Origin of the sequence: Stenotrophomonas sp. STK16_22 (assembly GCF_051984505.1) — a bacterium.
GTDB classification, from domain to species: domain Bacteria; phylum Pseudomonadota; class Gammaproteobacteria; order Xanthomonadales; family Xanthomonadaceae; genus Stenotrophomonas; species Stenotrophomonas maltophilia_A.
This window is the reverse complement of record NZ_CP196972.1, coordinates 3,370,464-3,385,130: the sequence shown is the minus strand read 5'-3', so window position 1 is coordinate 3,385,130 and position 14,667 is coordinate 3,370,464. Positions and strand designations below refer to the sequence as shown.

General features: G+C 67.7%; 14 protein-coding genes. 6 read left to right on the top strand and 8 right to left on the bottom strand.

Annotated features, from left to right (window positions below; all coding sequences use genetic code 11):
* Positions 1–35: 35 nt before the first annotated feature.
* Positions 36–1,481, top strand: a complete 1,446-nt coding sequence (gene tldD, locus ACSYAO_RS15875) for a metalloprotease TldD (protein ID WP_049462720.1) — start codon at positions 36–38, stop codon at positions 1,479–1,481.
* Positions 1,482–1,522: 41 nt separating this feature from the next.
* Here tldD and yjgA read toward each other — a convergent pair whose 3' ends face one another.
* Positions 1,523–2,110 (bottom strand): ribosome biogenesis factor YjgA, encoded by a 588-nt coding sequence (gene yjgA / locus ACSYAO_RS15870; protein WP_049462721.1) that lies wholly within the window; start codon positions 2,108–2,110, stop codon positions 1,523–1,525.
* Between the two features lie 68 nt (positions 2,111–2,178).
* On the opposite strand from yjgA, the gene pmbA reads away from it, so the two are divergent.
* Both pmbA and ACSYAO_RS15860 read left to right on the top strand, forming a co-directional pair.
* Positions 2,179–3,546: a metalloprotease PmbA gene (pmbA, locus tag ACSYAO_RS15865; protein WP_100437646.1), complete on the top strand. Its 1,368-nt coding sequence runs from the start codon at positions 2,179–2,181 to the stop codon at positions 3,544–3,546.
* 87 nt (positions 3,547–3,633) lie between these two features.
* Positions 3,634–4,005 (top strand): DUF4870 domain-containing protein, encoded by a 372-nt coding sequence (locus ACSYAO_RS15860; RefSeq protein ID WP_010482972.1) that lies wholly within the window; start codon positions 3,634–3,636, stop codon positions 4,003–4,005.
* Positions 4,006–4,090: 85 nt separating this feature from the next.
* Here ACSYAO_RS15860 and ACSYAO_RS15855 read toward each other — a convergent pair whose 3' ends face one another.
* The 5 genes from ACSYAO_RS15855 to ACSYAO_RS15835 form a co-directional block, all read right to left on the bottom strand.
* Positions 4,091–4,969: a polyprenyl synthetase family protein gene (locus tag ACSYAO_RS15855; protein WP_049462723.1), complete on the bottom strand. Its 879-nt coding sequence runs from the start codon at positions 4,967–4,969 to the stop codon at positions 4,091–4,093.
* Positions 4,959–5,219: an exodeoxyribonuclease VII small subunit gene (locus ACSYAO_RS15850; RefSeq protein ID WP_005410522.1), complete on the bottom strand. Its 261-nt coding sequence runs from the start codon at positions 5,217–5,219 to the stop codon at positions 4,959–4,961. The genes ACSYAO_RS15855 and ACSYAO_RS15850 overlap by 11 nt, the downstream gene beginning before the upstream one ends.
* Positions 5,220–5,255: 36 nt before the next feature.
* Positions 5,256–6,542, bottom strand: coding sequence for a tRNA lysidine(34) synthetase TilS (gene tilS, locus ACSYAO_RS15845; RefSeq protein WP_180862758.1), 1,287 nt, complete (start codon positions 6,540–6,542; stop codon positions 5,256–5,258).
* A 711-nt stretch (positions 6,543–7,253) separates the two neighbouring features.
* Positions 7,254–7,799, bottom strand: a complete 546-nt coding sequence (locus ACSYAO_RS15840) for a WG repeat-containing protein (protein ID WP_049460724.1) — start codon at positions 7,797–7,799, stop codon at positions 7,254–7,256.
* Positions 7,796–9,502, bottom strand: a complete 1,707-nt coding sequence (locus tag ACSYAO_RS15835; RefSeq protein WP_032128997.1) for an alkaline phosphatase — start codon at positions 9,500–9,502, stop codon at positions 7,796–7,798. Before ACSYAO_RS15835 ends, ACSYAO_RS15840 begins: the two co-directional genes overlap by 4 nt.
* 154 nt (positions 9,503–9,656) lie before the next feature.
* Here ACSYAO_RS15835 and ACSYAO_RS15830 point away from each other — a divergent pair, with 154 nt between their 5' ends.
* Positions 9,657–10,991 (top strand): dicarboxylate/amino acid:cation symporter, encoded by a 1,335-nt coding sequence (locus ACSYAO_RS15830; protein ID WP_006381938.1) that lies wholly within the window; start codon positions 9,657–9,659, stop codon positions 10,989–10,991.
* Between the two features lie 290 nt (positions 10,992–11,281).
* Here ACSYAO_RS15830 and ACSYAO_RS15825 read toward each other — a convergent pair whose 3' ends face one another.
* Together ACSYAO_RS15825 and ACSYAO_RS15820 are read right to left on the bottom strand one after the other, a co-directional pair.
* Entirely contained in the window at positions 11,282–12,055 is a 774-nt protein-coding gene (locus ACSYAO_RS15825; protein WP_005414115.1) for a C40 family peptidase, read from the bottom strand.
* Positions 12,056–12,186: 131 nt separating this feature from the next.
* Complete coding sequence (locus ACSYAO_RS15820; protein WP_180862759.1) at positions 12,187–12,765, bottom strand: C40 family peptidase; 579 nt, start codon at positions 12,763–12,765, stop codon at positions 12,187–12,189.
* Positions 12,766–12,838: 73 nt separating this feature from the next.
* On the opposite strand from ACSYAO_RS15820, the gene ACSYAO_RS15815 reads away from it, so the two are divergent.
* Together ACSYAO_RS15815 and ACSYAO_RS15810 are read left to right on the top strand one after the other, a co-directional pair.
* Entirely contained in the window at positions 12,839–13,321 is a 483-nt protein-coding gene (locus ACSYAO_RS15815) for an FKBP-type peptidyl-prolyl cis-trans isomerase (protein WP_049398704.1), read from the top strand.
* Positions 13,322–13,420: 99 nt separating this feature from the next.
* Entirely contained in the window at positions 13,421–14,665 is a 1,245-nt protein-coding gene (locus tag ACSYAO_RS15810; RefSeq protein ID WP_049460730.1) for a DUF418 domain-containing protein, read from the top strand.
* Positions 14,666–14,667: the final 2 nt, after the last annotated feature.

Below are 14,667 nucleotides of genomic sequence, written 5' to 3'. Positions count from 1 at the left end.
TGCCTGAGCGCCCCCGCATCCCCAGATCGAGAACCATGACTGATATCGCCCTGACGCTTGCCCAAGACCGCCTGCTGCGCCCCGGCGGCCTGGATACCGCTGGCCTGGAGCGCACCTTCGGCCAGCTGCTCGGCCCCGGTGTGGACTTCGGCGACCTTTATTTCCAGCATGCCCGCCGCGAGAGCTGGAGCGTGGAAGACGGCATCGTCAAGGACGGCGCCCATTCCATCGAGCAGGGCGTGGGCGTGCGGGCGATTTCCGGCGAGAAGACCGGCTTCGCCTACTCCGACGACATCCATGCCGATGCGCTGCTGACGGCGGCGCAGTCGGCGCGTGCGATCTCGCGTGAAGGTGGCGCCCAGTCCGGGCGGTCGCTGCTGCGCGGCAACGCGCGCGCGCTGTACCCGGCGCTGGACCCGATCGATGGCATCGGCAACGAGGCCAAGGTCGAGGTGCTCAAGCGCCTGGATGGCTACCTGCGCGCCGCCGACCCGCGCGTGAAGCAGGTGATGGTGAGCCTGTCCGGCGGCGTCGATACGGTACTGATCGCCCGCAGCGACGGTGTGCTGGGCGCTGACGTGCGCCCGTTGGTGCGCCTGAACGTGCAGGTGATCGTGGAGCACAACGGTCGCCGCGAGTCCGGCTATGCCGGCGGTGGTGGCCGCTACGGGTATGAGGAGCTGTTCGCGGACGGTCGCCCCGAGGCCTTTGCCCGCGAGGCGCTGCGCCAGGCGCTGGTGAACCTGGACGCCGTTCCGGCACCGGCCGGCGTGATGGCGGTGGTACTGGGCCCGGGCTGGCCCGGCGTGCTGCTGCATGAAGCGGTCGGCCACGGCCTGGAAGGCGACTTCAACCGCAAGGGCACCAGCGTCTACGCGGGCCGCATCGGCGAGCGCGTTGCCGCCCCGGGCGTGACCATCGTCGATGACGGCACGCTGGACGGACGCCGTGGTTCGTTGAACATCGACGATGAGGGCCACCCGAGCCAGTGCACCACCCTGATCGAGGACGGCATCCTGGTCGGCTACATGCAGGACAGCCTCAACGCACGGCTGATGGGCATGGCGCCGACCGGCAACGGCCGCCGCGAATCGTTCGCGCACCTGACCATGCCGCGCATGACCAACACCTACATGCGCGCCGGCCAGCACGACCCACAGGAAATGATCCGTTCGGTGAAGAAGGGCCTGTACGCAGTCAACTTCGGTGGCGGCCAGGTCGACATCACCAGCGGCAAGTACGTGTTCTCGGCCACCGAGGCCTACCTGATCGAGGATGGCCGCATCACCGCGCCGGTGAAGGGTGCGACGCTGATCGGCAACGGTCCGGAAACCATGCAGAAGGTGCGCATGGTCGGCAACGATCTGGCCCTGGACGAGGGCGTGGGCATCTGTGGCAAGGACGGGCAGAGCGTGCCCGTGGGTGTCGGCCAGCCCTCGCTGCTGATCGAGGGCATCACGGTCGGCGGTACCCAGGCCTGAGCCGGGCGATGGCCAGCGCCACCGCCCAGGCCGGCGCGGACTCAGTCCTCGTCGGCTTCGTCGCTGTCGACGGGGGCGGCGTCTTCGGCGCTGGCCTTCAGGCCCAGCGCGGCCGGCAGCATCAGGGCGCGCAGCACCTGGAAGATTTCGCGGTAGGCGCGCGGCGGCTTGTTCCTGGCCTTCTCGGCCTGCGCATTGCGCACCAGCGTGCGCAGCTGCTGGCGGTCGGCCTGCGGGTAGTCGTCCAGCAGTGCAGCCAGCGCCTTGTCACCCTCGGCCAGCAGGCGCTCGCGCCAGTCTTCCGCGCGGTGCATCATCGCCACTTCACGGCGACCGGTTTCGCTGTTGGCGTCCAGCGCATCGCGGATCGCATCCAGCGTGGCGTCTTCTTCGCGGCGCATGTGCTTGGCCAGGAACGCCAGCTGGCGCTTGTGGGCGATGTGGGCGGTGATGCGCTTGCACTCGGCGATATGCGGCAGCAGGTCTTCCGGGATCGGCAGGCGTGCCAGCTGGGCCGGGGTCAACGACACCAGCTTCTCGCCCAGGGCCAGGACGTCGAGCGCGTCGCGCCGGTTCTGGCTGCGGCTCTTGTCGTGGAATTCACCGGTTTCTTCGTCGCGTCCGCGCATCGTTCCTACCTGATCTCAAAAAAAGTCGCCCGGCGTGATGCCGGGCCCAACCCGTACAGGATAAAGCATTGAACGTGATCGCCCCTGAAGTCGCTGTCGGCGACGACAGCCTGGCCCGGCTGGAACGGCTGGCCGACCTCTCCCAGCAGCTGCTCGACCGCGCCCGTGCGCTGGGCGCCAGCCAGGCCGAGGTCAGCTGCAGCGAGGATCGTGGCCTGGAGGTCAATGTCCGCCTTGGCGAGGTGGAGACCGTGCAGTCCACCCGTGACCGCGGTATCGCCGTCACCGTCTATTTCGGCCAACGCAAGGGCAGCGCCAGCACCGGCGACCTGAACGAGGCCAGCCTTGCCGCCACGGTCGAGCAGGCCTGTGCGATCGCCCGGCACACCGAAGATGACCCGGCTGCCGGCCTGGCCGATGCCGCACTGATGGCCACCGATTTCCCGGATCTGGATGCCTGGCACCCCTGGGCGCTGCAGGCCGACGAGGCGGTGGACCTGGCCCTGGCCTGCGAGAACGCAGGCCGTGAGGCCGATGCGCAGATCCGCAATTCCGACGGCGCCTCGGTGTCGAGCATGCAGAGCCTGTCGGTGTACGCCAATTCGCATGGCTTTTTCGGCCGTGAGCGTGGCACCCATCATTCGGTGGGCTGTGCGCTGATCGCCGGCCAGGGCGATGGCATGCAGCGCGATGGCTGGTACACCAGCGCGCTGGCCCGCGAGGATCTGGAAGAGGTGGGCCTGGTCGGTCGTCGTGCTGCCGAGCGCACCGTCGCCCGCCTGCAGCCTCGTTCGATGGCCACCGGCAGCATGCCGGTGCTGTTCGCCCCGGAAGTAGCGCGCAGCCTGGTTGGCCACCTGCTGTCGGCGGTATCGGGCGGTGCCCTGTACCGCCAGGCCAGCTTCCTGCTGGACAGCGTTGGCCAGCAGCTGTTCCCGGACTGGATGCAGATCGAGGAACTGCCCCACCTGCGCCGTGGCCTGCGCTCGGCCGCCTTCGACGGTGACGGGGTGGCCACGCGTGCTTCGGCCCTGGTCCGTGACGGCGTGCTGCAGCGCTATGTGCTGGGCAGCTACTCGGCACGCAAGCTGGGGCTGCAGACCACCGCCAATGCCGGTGGCGTGCACAACCTGCAGCTGGCCGCCAACGCGGGCTCCCTGCAGGACATCGCCCGGCAGATGGGCGATGGCCTGCTGGTGACCGAATTGATGGGGCAGGGCGTGAACGGGGTGACCGGCGACTACTCGCGCGGTGCCGGCGGCTTCCGCGTCGAGAATGGTGAGATCCAGTACCCGGTGGATGGCGTCACCATCGCCGGCAACCTGCGCGAGATGTTCAGCAGCATCGAAGCGGTCGGCAGTGACGTCGACCCGCGCTCGCACATCCGGACCGGTTCGATCCTGCTGGGGCGGATGACCATCGCCGGTAATGATTGATGGCGTCGATGGCGTAAGCTATGCCCGCCTGACGCAACCAGCTTGGTGCTGGTGGGTCAAGACCACCCAATGAAAAGGAGTTTTGTCGTGAGCGAATTCGATAACGTCCCGCCGCCGCCGGCCACCACCGACGTGCCGGCCGACCAGCGCACCATGGCCCTGGCCGCGCACCTGCTGGGCATCTTCACCGGCTTCATCGGCGCGCTGATCATCTGGCTGATCAACAAGGATGACGCGGGCAAGGCCTTCGTGACCGACCAGGCCAAGGAAGCCCTGAACTTCCAGATCACCGTGACCATCGCCATGGTCATCAGCATGATCCTGACCATCGTGATCATCGGCGTGTTCCTGGCCCCGATCGTGGGCATCATCAGCCTGGTGTTCAGCATCATCGCAGCGGTCAAGGCCAACAATGGCGAAGCCTACCGCTACCCGTTCGCACTGCGCCTGATCAAGTAACACCGGCGGCATGCGGAATTGAAAACGCCCGGCATTGCCGGGCGTTTTCATGTGCGGGGAGCGACGGGCGGTGCCCGGCGAGCGATCAATGATCGCGTTCGACCGCCAGCGTCGCCAGCGCACGCAGTGCATCGGCCTCTTCGCCGTACCCGGCCAGGATCGCCTGCATGCGTGCCGCGAGTTCGTGCAGCTGGGCCTTCGCCCCGTCCAGGCCGAGCAGGGCGGGGAAGGTGCTCTTGTCCTGCGCCTGGTCCTTGCCGGCGGTCTTGCCCAGCTGCTCGGAACTGGCCTCGACATCGAGGATGTCATCGCGAACCTGGAAGGCCAGGCCGAGTGCGTCGGCGAAGCTGTCCAGCTGGGCCAGCTGAGGTTCGTGGGCCTGGCCGCACAGCGCGCCCATGCGCACCGCCGCACGGATCAGCGCGCCGGTCTTCAGGGCATGCATGCGGGTCAATGCCGCCAGCGTCTGCTGCTGGCCGGTGGCATCGATATCCAGCGCCTGGCCGCCGCACATGCCAGCGGCGCCGGACGCGTGGGCCAGGGTCTGCAGGCAGGCCACGCGTAGCGTGGCCGGCAGCGGTGCATCGGCCAGCAGGCCGAAGGCACGGGTCTGCAGCGCGTCGCCTGCCAGAATCGCGGTGGCTTCATCGAAGGCGATGTGGGTGGTCGGCTTGCCGCGACGCAGCGCGTCGTCATCCATCGCCGGCAGGTCGTCATGCACCAACGAGTAGGCGTGGATGAGTTCGACGGACATGGCGGCCGCATCCAGGCTTTCCGGCTGCGCACCGAACAGGTGGCCACTAGCGTAGACCAGCAGCGGGCGCATGCGTTTGCCACCGCCCAGCACCGAATAGCGCATGGCCTGGTGCAGGCGCTGCGGCGCTTCGGCAGGCGAGGGCAGCGCGGCGTCGAGCTGGCTTTCGATACGGTCGCGCCAGCGCGCGAACAGAACCTCAGCCGTCATGGCTGGGCGGATCGAAAGGCTCGGATGCTTCCGGCTGCGCCGGATCGCTGAGCAGGCGCACGCGCAGCTCGGCCTGCTCCAGCGCCTGCTGGCACTGGCGATACAGACCGACGCCACGTTCGTAAGCACTGAGCGAAGCTTCCAGGCTCAGCTCGCCGGTTTCCATCTGCTCCACCAGCTGCTCCAGCGATTCGAGCGACTGCTCGAACTGGGCGACCGGGGAGGCGTTTTCGGGGGACTTCTTGGCCATGCGGCAAGTGTGGACGGGCCGCGCGCGGGGGTCAATTCACCAGCCGCCCGGGCGCCACTGCAACTGTGCGCCATGCGCCTGCAGCCAGGCCTGCAGCGGTGCGGCGACGAGCACATCGGCGGCGGCCAGCAACTGCGGGCCATCAAAGATCAGCGGCAGCTGCGCGCGTCGCCAGGGGGCGAGGTGTTCGCGTTGCAGGCAGTCCTTCAACGCGTGCGAATGCTGGCGACCCGGCAGCAGAATGCGCTCACCGCCCACGCGTGCACGGACCTGCAGCGGGCGTTCGAAGGCCGGGGTGCCCTGCAGGCGCAGCTGTCCGCCATCGGGCAGTGCCAGCGGTGCGCGTCCATCCCATTCGGCCTGCCACTCGTGGGGAAGCGCAGGCAGCCGGGCCGGCAGCAGGTAGGCGTGGTCGCGCCACTGTTGGATCGCGTGATCGTGCCAGCGCACCCGCGCCTGGCGATCGTTGTCGGCCGGCAGCAGCTCGTCCAGCGCCTGCTGCAGCACGGTGGCCGGCAGCGGTGCCGCGTCGTGGCCGGCCACCCAGGCACGCAGCACGCGTGCGGCACGGCCCGTTGAGACCTGGCGAAGCAGCTGCAGCGACAGCACGCGTGGAGCGACTTCCAGGTGTGCGATCAGCTCGGCGTCTTCCTCGTCAAGCAGTTCGCGGGTCTGCCCGCAGTGCGTTGCGCTGCCCGCCATCGCCGCAGCGGCATGCGGCCAGCGCTGGCGCAACAGTGGCAGTACCTGCAGGCGCAGGAAGTTGCGATCGGCGTGGTCGTCGGCGTTGCTGGGGTCTTCGATCCAGTGCAGTGCATGCTGGCGGGCGTAGTCGAGGAGTGCACTGCGTGGCACTGCCAGCAGCGGTCGCCATAGAGGCTTTTCGCCAAGGCGGCTGTGCGTGGACATCGCTGCCAGGCCATCGACGCCGGAAGCGCGCAGGGCGCGCAACAGGAAGGTCTCGGCCTGGTCGTCCTGGTGCTGTGCCAGCGCCAGGGTTTCGCCGTCGCGCAGTTCGGCCGCGAACGCGGCGCGTCGTGCCAGTCGCGCGGCACCCTCGGTGCCCAGGCCTGTGCCGTTCTCGACCTGCACGCGGTGCACGGCCAGTTGGATGCCCCAGGCGTCGCATTGCTGCTGGCAGTGCCGCACCCAGTCATCTGCATCGGGCTGCAGCCCGTGGTGCACGTGCACCGCGCGCAGCGCCGTGCCGGAAGCTTGCGCGCAGCACCACAGCCAATGCAGCAGCACGGTGGAGTCGACACCACCGCTGTAGCCCACCAGCAGCGGCGCATCCAGCGGAACGAGGGCAGGGAATTCAGTCACGGCGGCAAGTATAGGGTTGGTCGGCAGGGCTGCGCCCTGCACCCGCAGACGCGCAAGCAACGGCAACGGCCGAAGCAACAGCAGAAGCGGGTTTCCTGAGGGTTGGCGGGGTGGGGCCGGTTGCGGGGGCCGCTGCAAGTCCCCCTCCGGGGCCCGGCCCAGCCGCTGGCGGCTGTGCGTTCGGGCGCTTGCGAAGCCGTGCTTCGCAAGCAAAGCGCCCTCACCCATGTAAGCTCGGTCGCCGCTTGCTCGTGTGCGCAGTCCTGCGCACACGGCAAGACCGGGGTTGGGCATCCTGCCCAACCCGCCCGAGGCATGCCTCGGGCCCATGCGGCTCACGCCCCCGCAACCGGACCCACCCCGCCTTCGACAGAATGCCGCGATCTGCCAGAACGGCGTCGTGCACCGCTTTGGTAGGTGTCGACCTTGGTCGACACAGTAGATCCACGCCATGCGTCGATGACTCATTCGATATCTGACAGATGTGTCGACCAAGGTCGACACCTACCAACAGCCGCGGAGATCTGTCAGAGGCGGGGCACTGTGGGTTTGCGGGGTGTGAGCCGCATGGATGCGGCGATCAAGGCTACATGGACGTACTTGCGCCGTCCCCGCAAACCCACAGTGCCCCGCCATCCCACGGAATGCACGCTGTTGCTTCGGCCGTTGCCGTTGCGTCTGCAGGTGCAGGGCGCAGCCCTGCCGAAAAACCTACTTTATCCGACGGCCCGAGCGGTCGATCCGGAACCGCTCTCCGCCTTCCATCGGCGTGTGGCCATCGGCATCCGGCGTACCACGACGGCAACCATTGCAGACCTCGGCCACGCCATCCTGGAACGGCCACCCGAAATCGAACGTGCCGGGCACCACCTGGCGGAACTTCAGATCGAAGTAGGCCACGCGGTTGCCGACGCGGGCGCGCAGCAGGCCTTCCTGTGGTGTTTCCGGACCGTTGTCCCAGGTCAGTACCGGCAGGCTGCGGCCCTTGCGGTTGACGTAGTGGAAGCCCTGGTCGGCGTACACCACGGCCAGGCCGTGGTCGTCGTAGTTCAGGTCCTTCAGCGTGTCGGCGCTGATCTTCGGCCGGTGATCGACCACCTCGCAGTTGGGCAGCGGCCACAACCCGTGTTCGTCGGTCAGCAGCTTGCAGGCCGGTGCCTGCGCCAGCGCGCTGGAACTGGCCAGCACACCGAACAAGGCCAGCGACCGTGCGAAACGGCCGCGGGCGGGGGCAGGGCGGGCCTGCCGCACGATCACTTGGCCTCGGCCTTGCGTTCGAAGGCCGTCGGTGCCGGCAGCTGTACCGGCACGCCCTTGTCGTCGCAGGTGCCGGCCTGGCACAGGCGCTCGCGCAGGGCCGGGGTGGCCTGCACGATCATGTGGTAGATCGCGTTCTGTTCCAGCGTGCCGCGGATCGCCTTGCTGCCCGGGCCGCGTGCCCAGATACCGACGTCTTCGCCGCCGTGCGACTCGGACTTCATCGGCACCAGTGCTTCCTGCATGTAGTCCGGATGCTCGGTGTCGACCTCGCGCAGGTTCGGGCGGCCGTTGGCCGGTTCGAAGCTGCTCGGGTTGTGCGGGTAACGCTTCGGACCGGCCGGCTGCTGGTTGCTGCTGCCGGTATGGCCCGGGCCATTGGCGTAGCTCAGGGTGGTGTACGGCTGGCCGGTGCCGTCCAGCGCGTAGTCCAGCTTGCCGGCGCCGTCTTCGCCGCCCTTGTCCTTCACCTTGCCCAGGATCGGGTTGCCGCGCGCCGGGTAGCCGACGAAGTTCAGGGTGTGCGAGTGGTCGGCGGTGACGATGATCAGGGTATCGTCGGCCGAGGTCAGTTCGTTGGCCACGCGCACCGCGTCGGACAGGGCCACGGTCTCGGTCAGCGCACGGTAGGCGTTGCCGCTGTGGTTGGCGTGGTCGATGCGCGCGCCTTCGATCATCAGCACGTAGCCTTCCTGGTGCTTGGCCAGATTCTTGATCGCGGCGGCAGTCAGTTCGGCCAGGCTCGGCTCACCGCCCGGATCCTGCGGGCGCTCGTACTCGTAGCGCATGTGGTCCGGCTCGAACAGGCCAAGGATAGCCGGCGCATTCGCGGCGGCGGCCAGCTGCTTGCTGTTCCACACGTAGGCACCCTGCGGATGCGCCTGCTGCCATTCCTGCACCAGGCTACGGCCGTCCAGGCGCTGGCCGACCTTGTCGTCGTATTCCGGATCGCGCTCTTCCACAGTGGTGAATTCACCGCGACCGCCGCCGAGGGCGACCAGCGGGCCGCGCCCATAGCGCGAGGTCGACAGCAGCTGCTGGGCGATGTCCTTGCAGCCGGCAGCCTTGGCGGCTTCAGTCAGGTCGGTATCGTTTTCCCAGTTGCGCTCGGGCGAGTGCGCATAGGTGGCGGCCGGGGTGGCATGGGTCAGGCGCGCGGTGGAGACCACGCCGGTGGCCAGGCCGGCGCTGTCGGCCAGCTGCAGCCAGGTCAGCAGGCCCTTGGACAGGCTGTCGGCGCAGTCGGTGCGGCTGCCGGCGCTGACGCCGATTGCGCCCATGTGGGTCTTCACGCCGGTGGTGATGGCGGTCATGGTGCCGGCCGAATCCGGGGTCTGCGAATCGGTGTTGTAGGTCTTGCTGAACGCCGTGGCCGGGAAGCGCTCCCAGGACAGCAGGTTCTCTTCACCCGAGCCGCCCTTCTGCTGGCCTTCGTAGATGCGCGAGGCGGCCACGGTGGTCAGGCTCATGCCGTCGCCGAGGAACAGAATGACGTTCTTGGCCTTACCGGACATCGCACCGTTGGCGGCGGCCTGGGCGGCGCCGCTGCGGTACCACCACTGCGGGGTCTCGCCGGCCGGGTGGGCAACGGGATCGACGGCGACCTTCAGGCCGGCCGGGGCGGACGCGGGGGTGGTGCTGGCGCAGGCGCCCAGCAGCAGGGTGGTGGCGCAGGCGGCCAACAGGGAGACGGAACGGCGCATGGACGCTGGGATCTCACAAACTGTAACGGGACGTTCATTATGCCCGCCCTCGCAAGGCACGCCGATGACACACTGATTTGCCGGCCGGGCGGTCGTTCCGCGGGCCGCCTTGGGCTATCGTGCCAGCATCCCTTCCTTCCCCTCTGGATTGCCTATGAAGCTGGTCTCTGCCTGGCTGCGGATTCCATTCTGGCAGCGCGTGGTCGGTGGCTTCGTGCTCGGCGCGCTGGCCGGCTGGGCGCTCGGCCCGGCCGCGGAAACGTGGTTCGGCCCGCTCGGCGAGCTGTACGTCACCCTGATCAAGATGATCGCCGTGCCGCTGGTGTTCTTCGCGGTCATCAACGCAATCTCGTCGCTGCACGGCCAGAAGTCGGTCGCCGCGCTCAGTGGCCGCACCTTCCTGTGGTTCGTGATCACCGCCGCGTTGGCGGTGTGCGTCGGCCTGGGCGTGGGTACCGTGCTGCAGCCCGGCGCCGGTGGCCTGCAGCTGTCGATGGCCAGCAACTACGTGCCGCGCGAAGTGCCCAGTGTGGTGCAGGTGCTGCTGGACGTGGTGCCGGCCAATGTCTTCTACGCGCTGTCCGGCATCGGCACCAAGGTCAATGCGGCCGGTGAAACCGTGCTGGCTGCCGGTCGCGGCTCGATCCTGCCAGTGATCTTCTTCGCCGGCCTGGTGGGCTTTGCGATCGTCAAGCTGGGCGAGAAGGTGACCGAGGCGCGCAAGCTGGTCGGGCAGATGAGCGACATCATGATCCAGGTGACCCGCTTCGTGCTGGAAGTCACCCCGATCGGCACCTTCGGCCTGATCGCCGGCCTGGTCGGCAGCTACGGCTTCGAGAAGCTGCTGCCGCTGGGCCACTTCGTGCTGGCGCTGTACGTGGCCTGCGCACTGCACATCGTGGTGGTCTACAGCGCACTGCTGCTGGCGCACGGCCTGAACCCGTTGAAGTTCTTCCGTGGCGCGGCGCCGGGCATGCAGGTCGCCTTCGTCAGCTCGTCCAGCTTCGCCGCGATGCCGGTGGCGTTGCGCTCGATCACCCACAACCTGGGCGTGAACAAGGACTACGGTTCGTTCGCGGTGCCGCTGGGCGCCAGCATCAAGATGGATGGCTGCGGCGCGATCTACCCGGCGCTGTGCGCGGTGTTCATCGCGCAGTACAGCGGTGTGCCGCTGACCCCGGAGCAGTACGTGGTGGTGCTGATCGCCTCGGTGCTGGGCAGCTTCGGTACCGCCGGCGTGCCGGGTACCGCGGTGATCATGGCCACGGTGGTGCTGAGCGCAGCCAACCTGCCGCTGGAGACCATCGGCTACCTGTATGCCATCGACCGCATCCTGGACATGATGCGCACGATGACGAATGTGACGGGCCAGATGCTGGTGCCGGTGATCGTGGCCAAGGAAACCGGGCTGCTCGACCAGGCGGTGTATGACAACCCGTCCAGCAATGTCGGCGTGGACGATCCGGACCCGACACCGCCACGCGCCTGAGGTTGCGTGGAGATGAAAGGCCCGCCCTGACCGGCGGGCTTTTTGTTTTGGAGCTGACTGACGCGGTGCCGATCAGGGTAGGTCCCTGGTAGATCCACGCCATGCGTGGATGGCCGCAGTGCCGACCAACGGTCGGCACCCACCAGAGGTCAGTAGGTCCACGCCATGCGTGGATGAAGGCGGTACCGACCAAGGTCGGCAGCTACCCACCATTACGGGCCCAACAAAAAAGCCGCTGCAGGGCAGCGGCTTTCTCGTGTCAGGCGGCGCGGTAGCGCCAACCGGTCAGATCAGAGATCGACCCGGCGGGCCTGCATGAACTTGTTGCCCCAGTAGCCGCTGAGCAGGGTGTCCACGCGGACGTCCTTGCCGGAGCTCGGTGCATGCAGGAAGCGGCCATCGCCAACATAGATGCCGACGTGGTCGACGCGGCCCTTGCGGCCGAAGAACACCAGGTCACCGGCAGCCAGTGCGGTGCGATCATTGATCAGTTCGGCGTTGTCGTCGTGTGCCATCTCGCGCGACACGCGCGGCAGCTCGATGCCCAGGGCCGAGCGGAACACGTAACCGACCAGGCCGCTGCAGTCGAAACCGCTGTCCGGGTTGCTGCCACCCCAACGGTACGGGGTGCCCAGCAGGGTCATCGCGCGGCGCAGCAGCGATTGCACCTTGCCGTTGTCGGCGGCGGTGCCGACAACGCTGCCATTGGCGGCGCTGCTGGTGTCGTAGTTGGCGAGCAGGCGGCTGAGATCACCGGCTACCACGGCCGAGCGGTCCATCAGCGGAATGGTGTCATTGGCGGCCAGGTGCGGCAGCAGGGCGGCCAGCGTGGCGCTGGCGGCGGCATCGACGCGGCTGCGCTGCGGAGCGGCAGCCTCGGCCTTGGCGGCCGGTCGGGCGGTGCTCTCGGCCACCGGGGCCGGGGTCACATCGGAACGGTTCGGAGCAGTCTGCGACCAGGCCGGAAGGCTGGTCAGACACAGTGCCAAGCCAAGCAACAGCGGGCGGGCACTACGTGAAGATACGGAAGTCTGGCCTTCGCTTTTCAGGTCGTCAGTCGTCACGCGTCGGTCACAGGAAAAAAACGATGGGGCATCATGCCCTGTAAAAGCGGCAATAAGTTAAAAATTCCGTTAGTAAATCGTTAGCTGCACGGTGATGTGCGTCACAATTTTGAACATATCGCCTGTTCATCTTAGCGAAGGACGCGTTTCGCCCCGGTGTAGTGGTCCTTCCAGTACGGACCGCTGAGCGAGTCCAGCCGGACCGTGCCACCGGTGCTCGGCGCGTGCACGAAGCGCCCTTCACCCACATAAATGCCGACATGGGTGACGCTGCCGCGGCTGCCGAAGAACACCAGGTCGCCGGTGGCCAGGCGCTGCGGGTCGATCTTCGGGCCCTGTACCGCCGCCAGGTCGCGCGAGGTGCGCGGCAGTTTCAGGTCCAGCATCTCGCGGTAGACGTAGGCCACCAGGCCGCTGCAGTCGAAGCCGGAGTCGGGGGTATTGCCGCCATAGCGATAGGGGGTGCCGACCAGGCTGATGGCTCGCATCAGCACCGAGTTGGCCGCCTCGGGATTGTCCGGCACGGTCTTCGGCCAGTTCGCGGTCGGCGGGGGCGGGTCGGGTCGGGTGGCCTTGCCGCCGCCGCAGGCGGTCATCAGCACGGGCAGGGCCAGCAGCAGGGCCGGGGCGAGGAGCCGGCGCAGGCCGGACGAAACTGGCGTGATGTGCATGATCTCCGGATAATGCGCCACCTTAGGATTGGCCGTCATGATGGCGGCGTCCCCGCCGGGCGACAACCCGCCCCAACCCGCCTGCCTCCGGCAGATCCAGACAGAGTTGCGCATGAAGATCGAAAAAGACCGCGTTGTCCGCTTCCACTACACCGTTTCCGAAGTCGGCCAGGAGCCGATCGAATCGTCCAAGGACCGCGGCGAGCCGCTGGCGATCCTGATCGGCCACGGCAACATCATCCCGGGCCTGGAAAACGCCATGATGGACAAGGAAGCCGGCGCGACCTTCAGCGTCGACGTCAACGCTGCCGATGCCTACGGCGAGCGTCGTGAGGGCCTGTCCCAGCGCGTGCCGAAGAAGCACTTCGGCAACACCAAGCTGGCTCCGGGCCAGCAGGTCGTGCTGCAGACCAACTTCGGCCCGCGTGCGGTGACCGTGCAGAAGGTCGGCATGAGCGTCGTCGACGTCGACCTGAACCATCCGATGGCCGGCAAGGACCTGCACTTCGACGTGGAAATCGTCGATGTGCGCGAAGCCGGCAAGGAAGAAATCGACCACGGCCACGTCCACGGCGACGGCGGTCACCAGCACTGATCGCAGCGCGATCGTGATGGCAGCAACGGCCCGCTTCGGCGGGCCGTTGCGTTTGTGGAACACGGCGCGGCCATCCATGGCGCGCAGGCCGGCGGCATAATGGCGGACCTGCCCGACGGACGCCCTGTGAACGCCGCTTCTCCTTCCCTGCAGCCGGTGGCTTCCGGCGAACGCATCGCCGTGCTTGACGTGCTGCGCGGTGCTGCGCTGCTGGGCATCCTGCTGATGAACATCGAGGCCTTCAGCGGGCCGCTGGACCTGGCGTTCACCGGCATCGACGTGCATTGGCAGGGCATCGACTACTGGGCCGATGCCTTTGTCTACGTGTTCGTGCAGGGCAAGTTCTTCACCCTGTTCTCGTTGCTGTTCGGTGCCGGCTTCGCGGTGATGGCGCAGCGCGCTGAGGCCGCCGGGCGCGACTTCACCCCGTTCTACCTGCGCCGCAGCGCTGGCTTGCTGCTGATCGGTCTGTGCCATGCACTGCTGGTCTGGTCCGGCGACATTCTGGTGATGTATGCACTGATCTCGTTGCCGCTGCTGGCCTGCCGCGAGGCGCCACGCAGCTGGCTGCCGTGGATGGGGCTGATGGTCTACCTCGGCGGTGTGGCGATGATGCTGCTGGTCGGCGCGATGGTGTCGATGGCTTCGGCCGAAGATGTGCAGGGCATGCTTGCTGAGGCGCAGCGGAGCATTGAGCTGCAGCGGCAGGTGTACGGGCAGGGCAGCTGGGCGCAGGCCAATGTGCAGCGCCTGAGTGAGTTCGGTACGTCGATGGGGGCGCTGCTGATCACCGGTCCGGAAGTGCTGGGCATGTTCCTGATCGGCAGCTGGTTCGCCGGCAGTGGCGCGCTGGCGACGCCGGAGCGCTTCCCGCGGCTGTACGCGTCGCTGCGCTGGATCGCACTGCCGCTGGGCCTGCTGGTCACGCTGCTGGGGGTTGCCTGGAAACCCTACCTGGCACCCGGTGCGTACAACCTGCCGGTGACCGCCGCGATGGCACTGGTAACGGTTGGCGCGCTACCGATGTGCCTGGGCTATCTGGCGTGGATCGTGCACTGGCGCATGCGGCTGGCCTGGCTGGCGCCGGTGGGGCGCATGGCGCTGACCCATTACCTGGCGCAGTCGCTGGTCTGCACGCTGCTTTTCTATCACTACGGACTGGGATGGTTCGAGATGATGCCGCGCAGCGTACAGCTGCTGTTCGCACTACTGCTGTTCGCTGTGCAGGTGGGCATTTCGCACGCGTGGTTGCGCCGCTTCCGTTTCGGGCCGATGGAATGGCTGTGGCGTGCGATGACCTACCGGCAGTGGCCGCCGATGCGGCGCGGGGCCGGGCAGGGCTGATC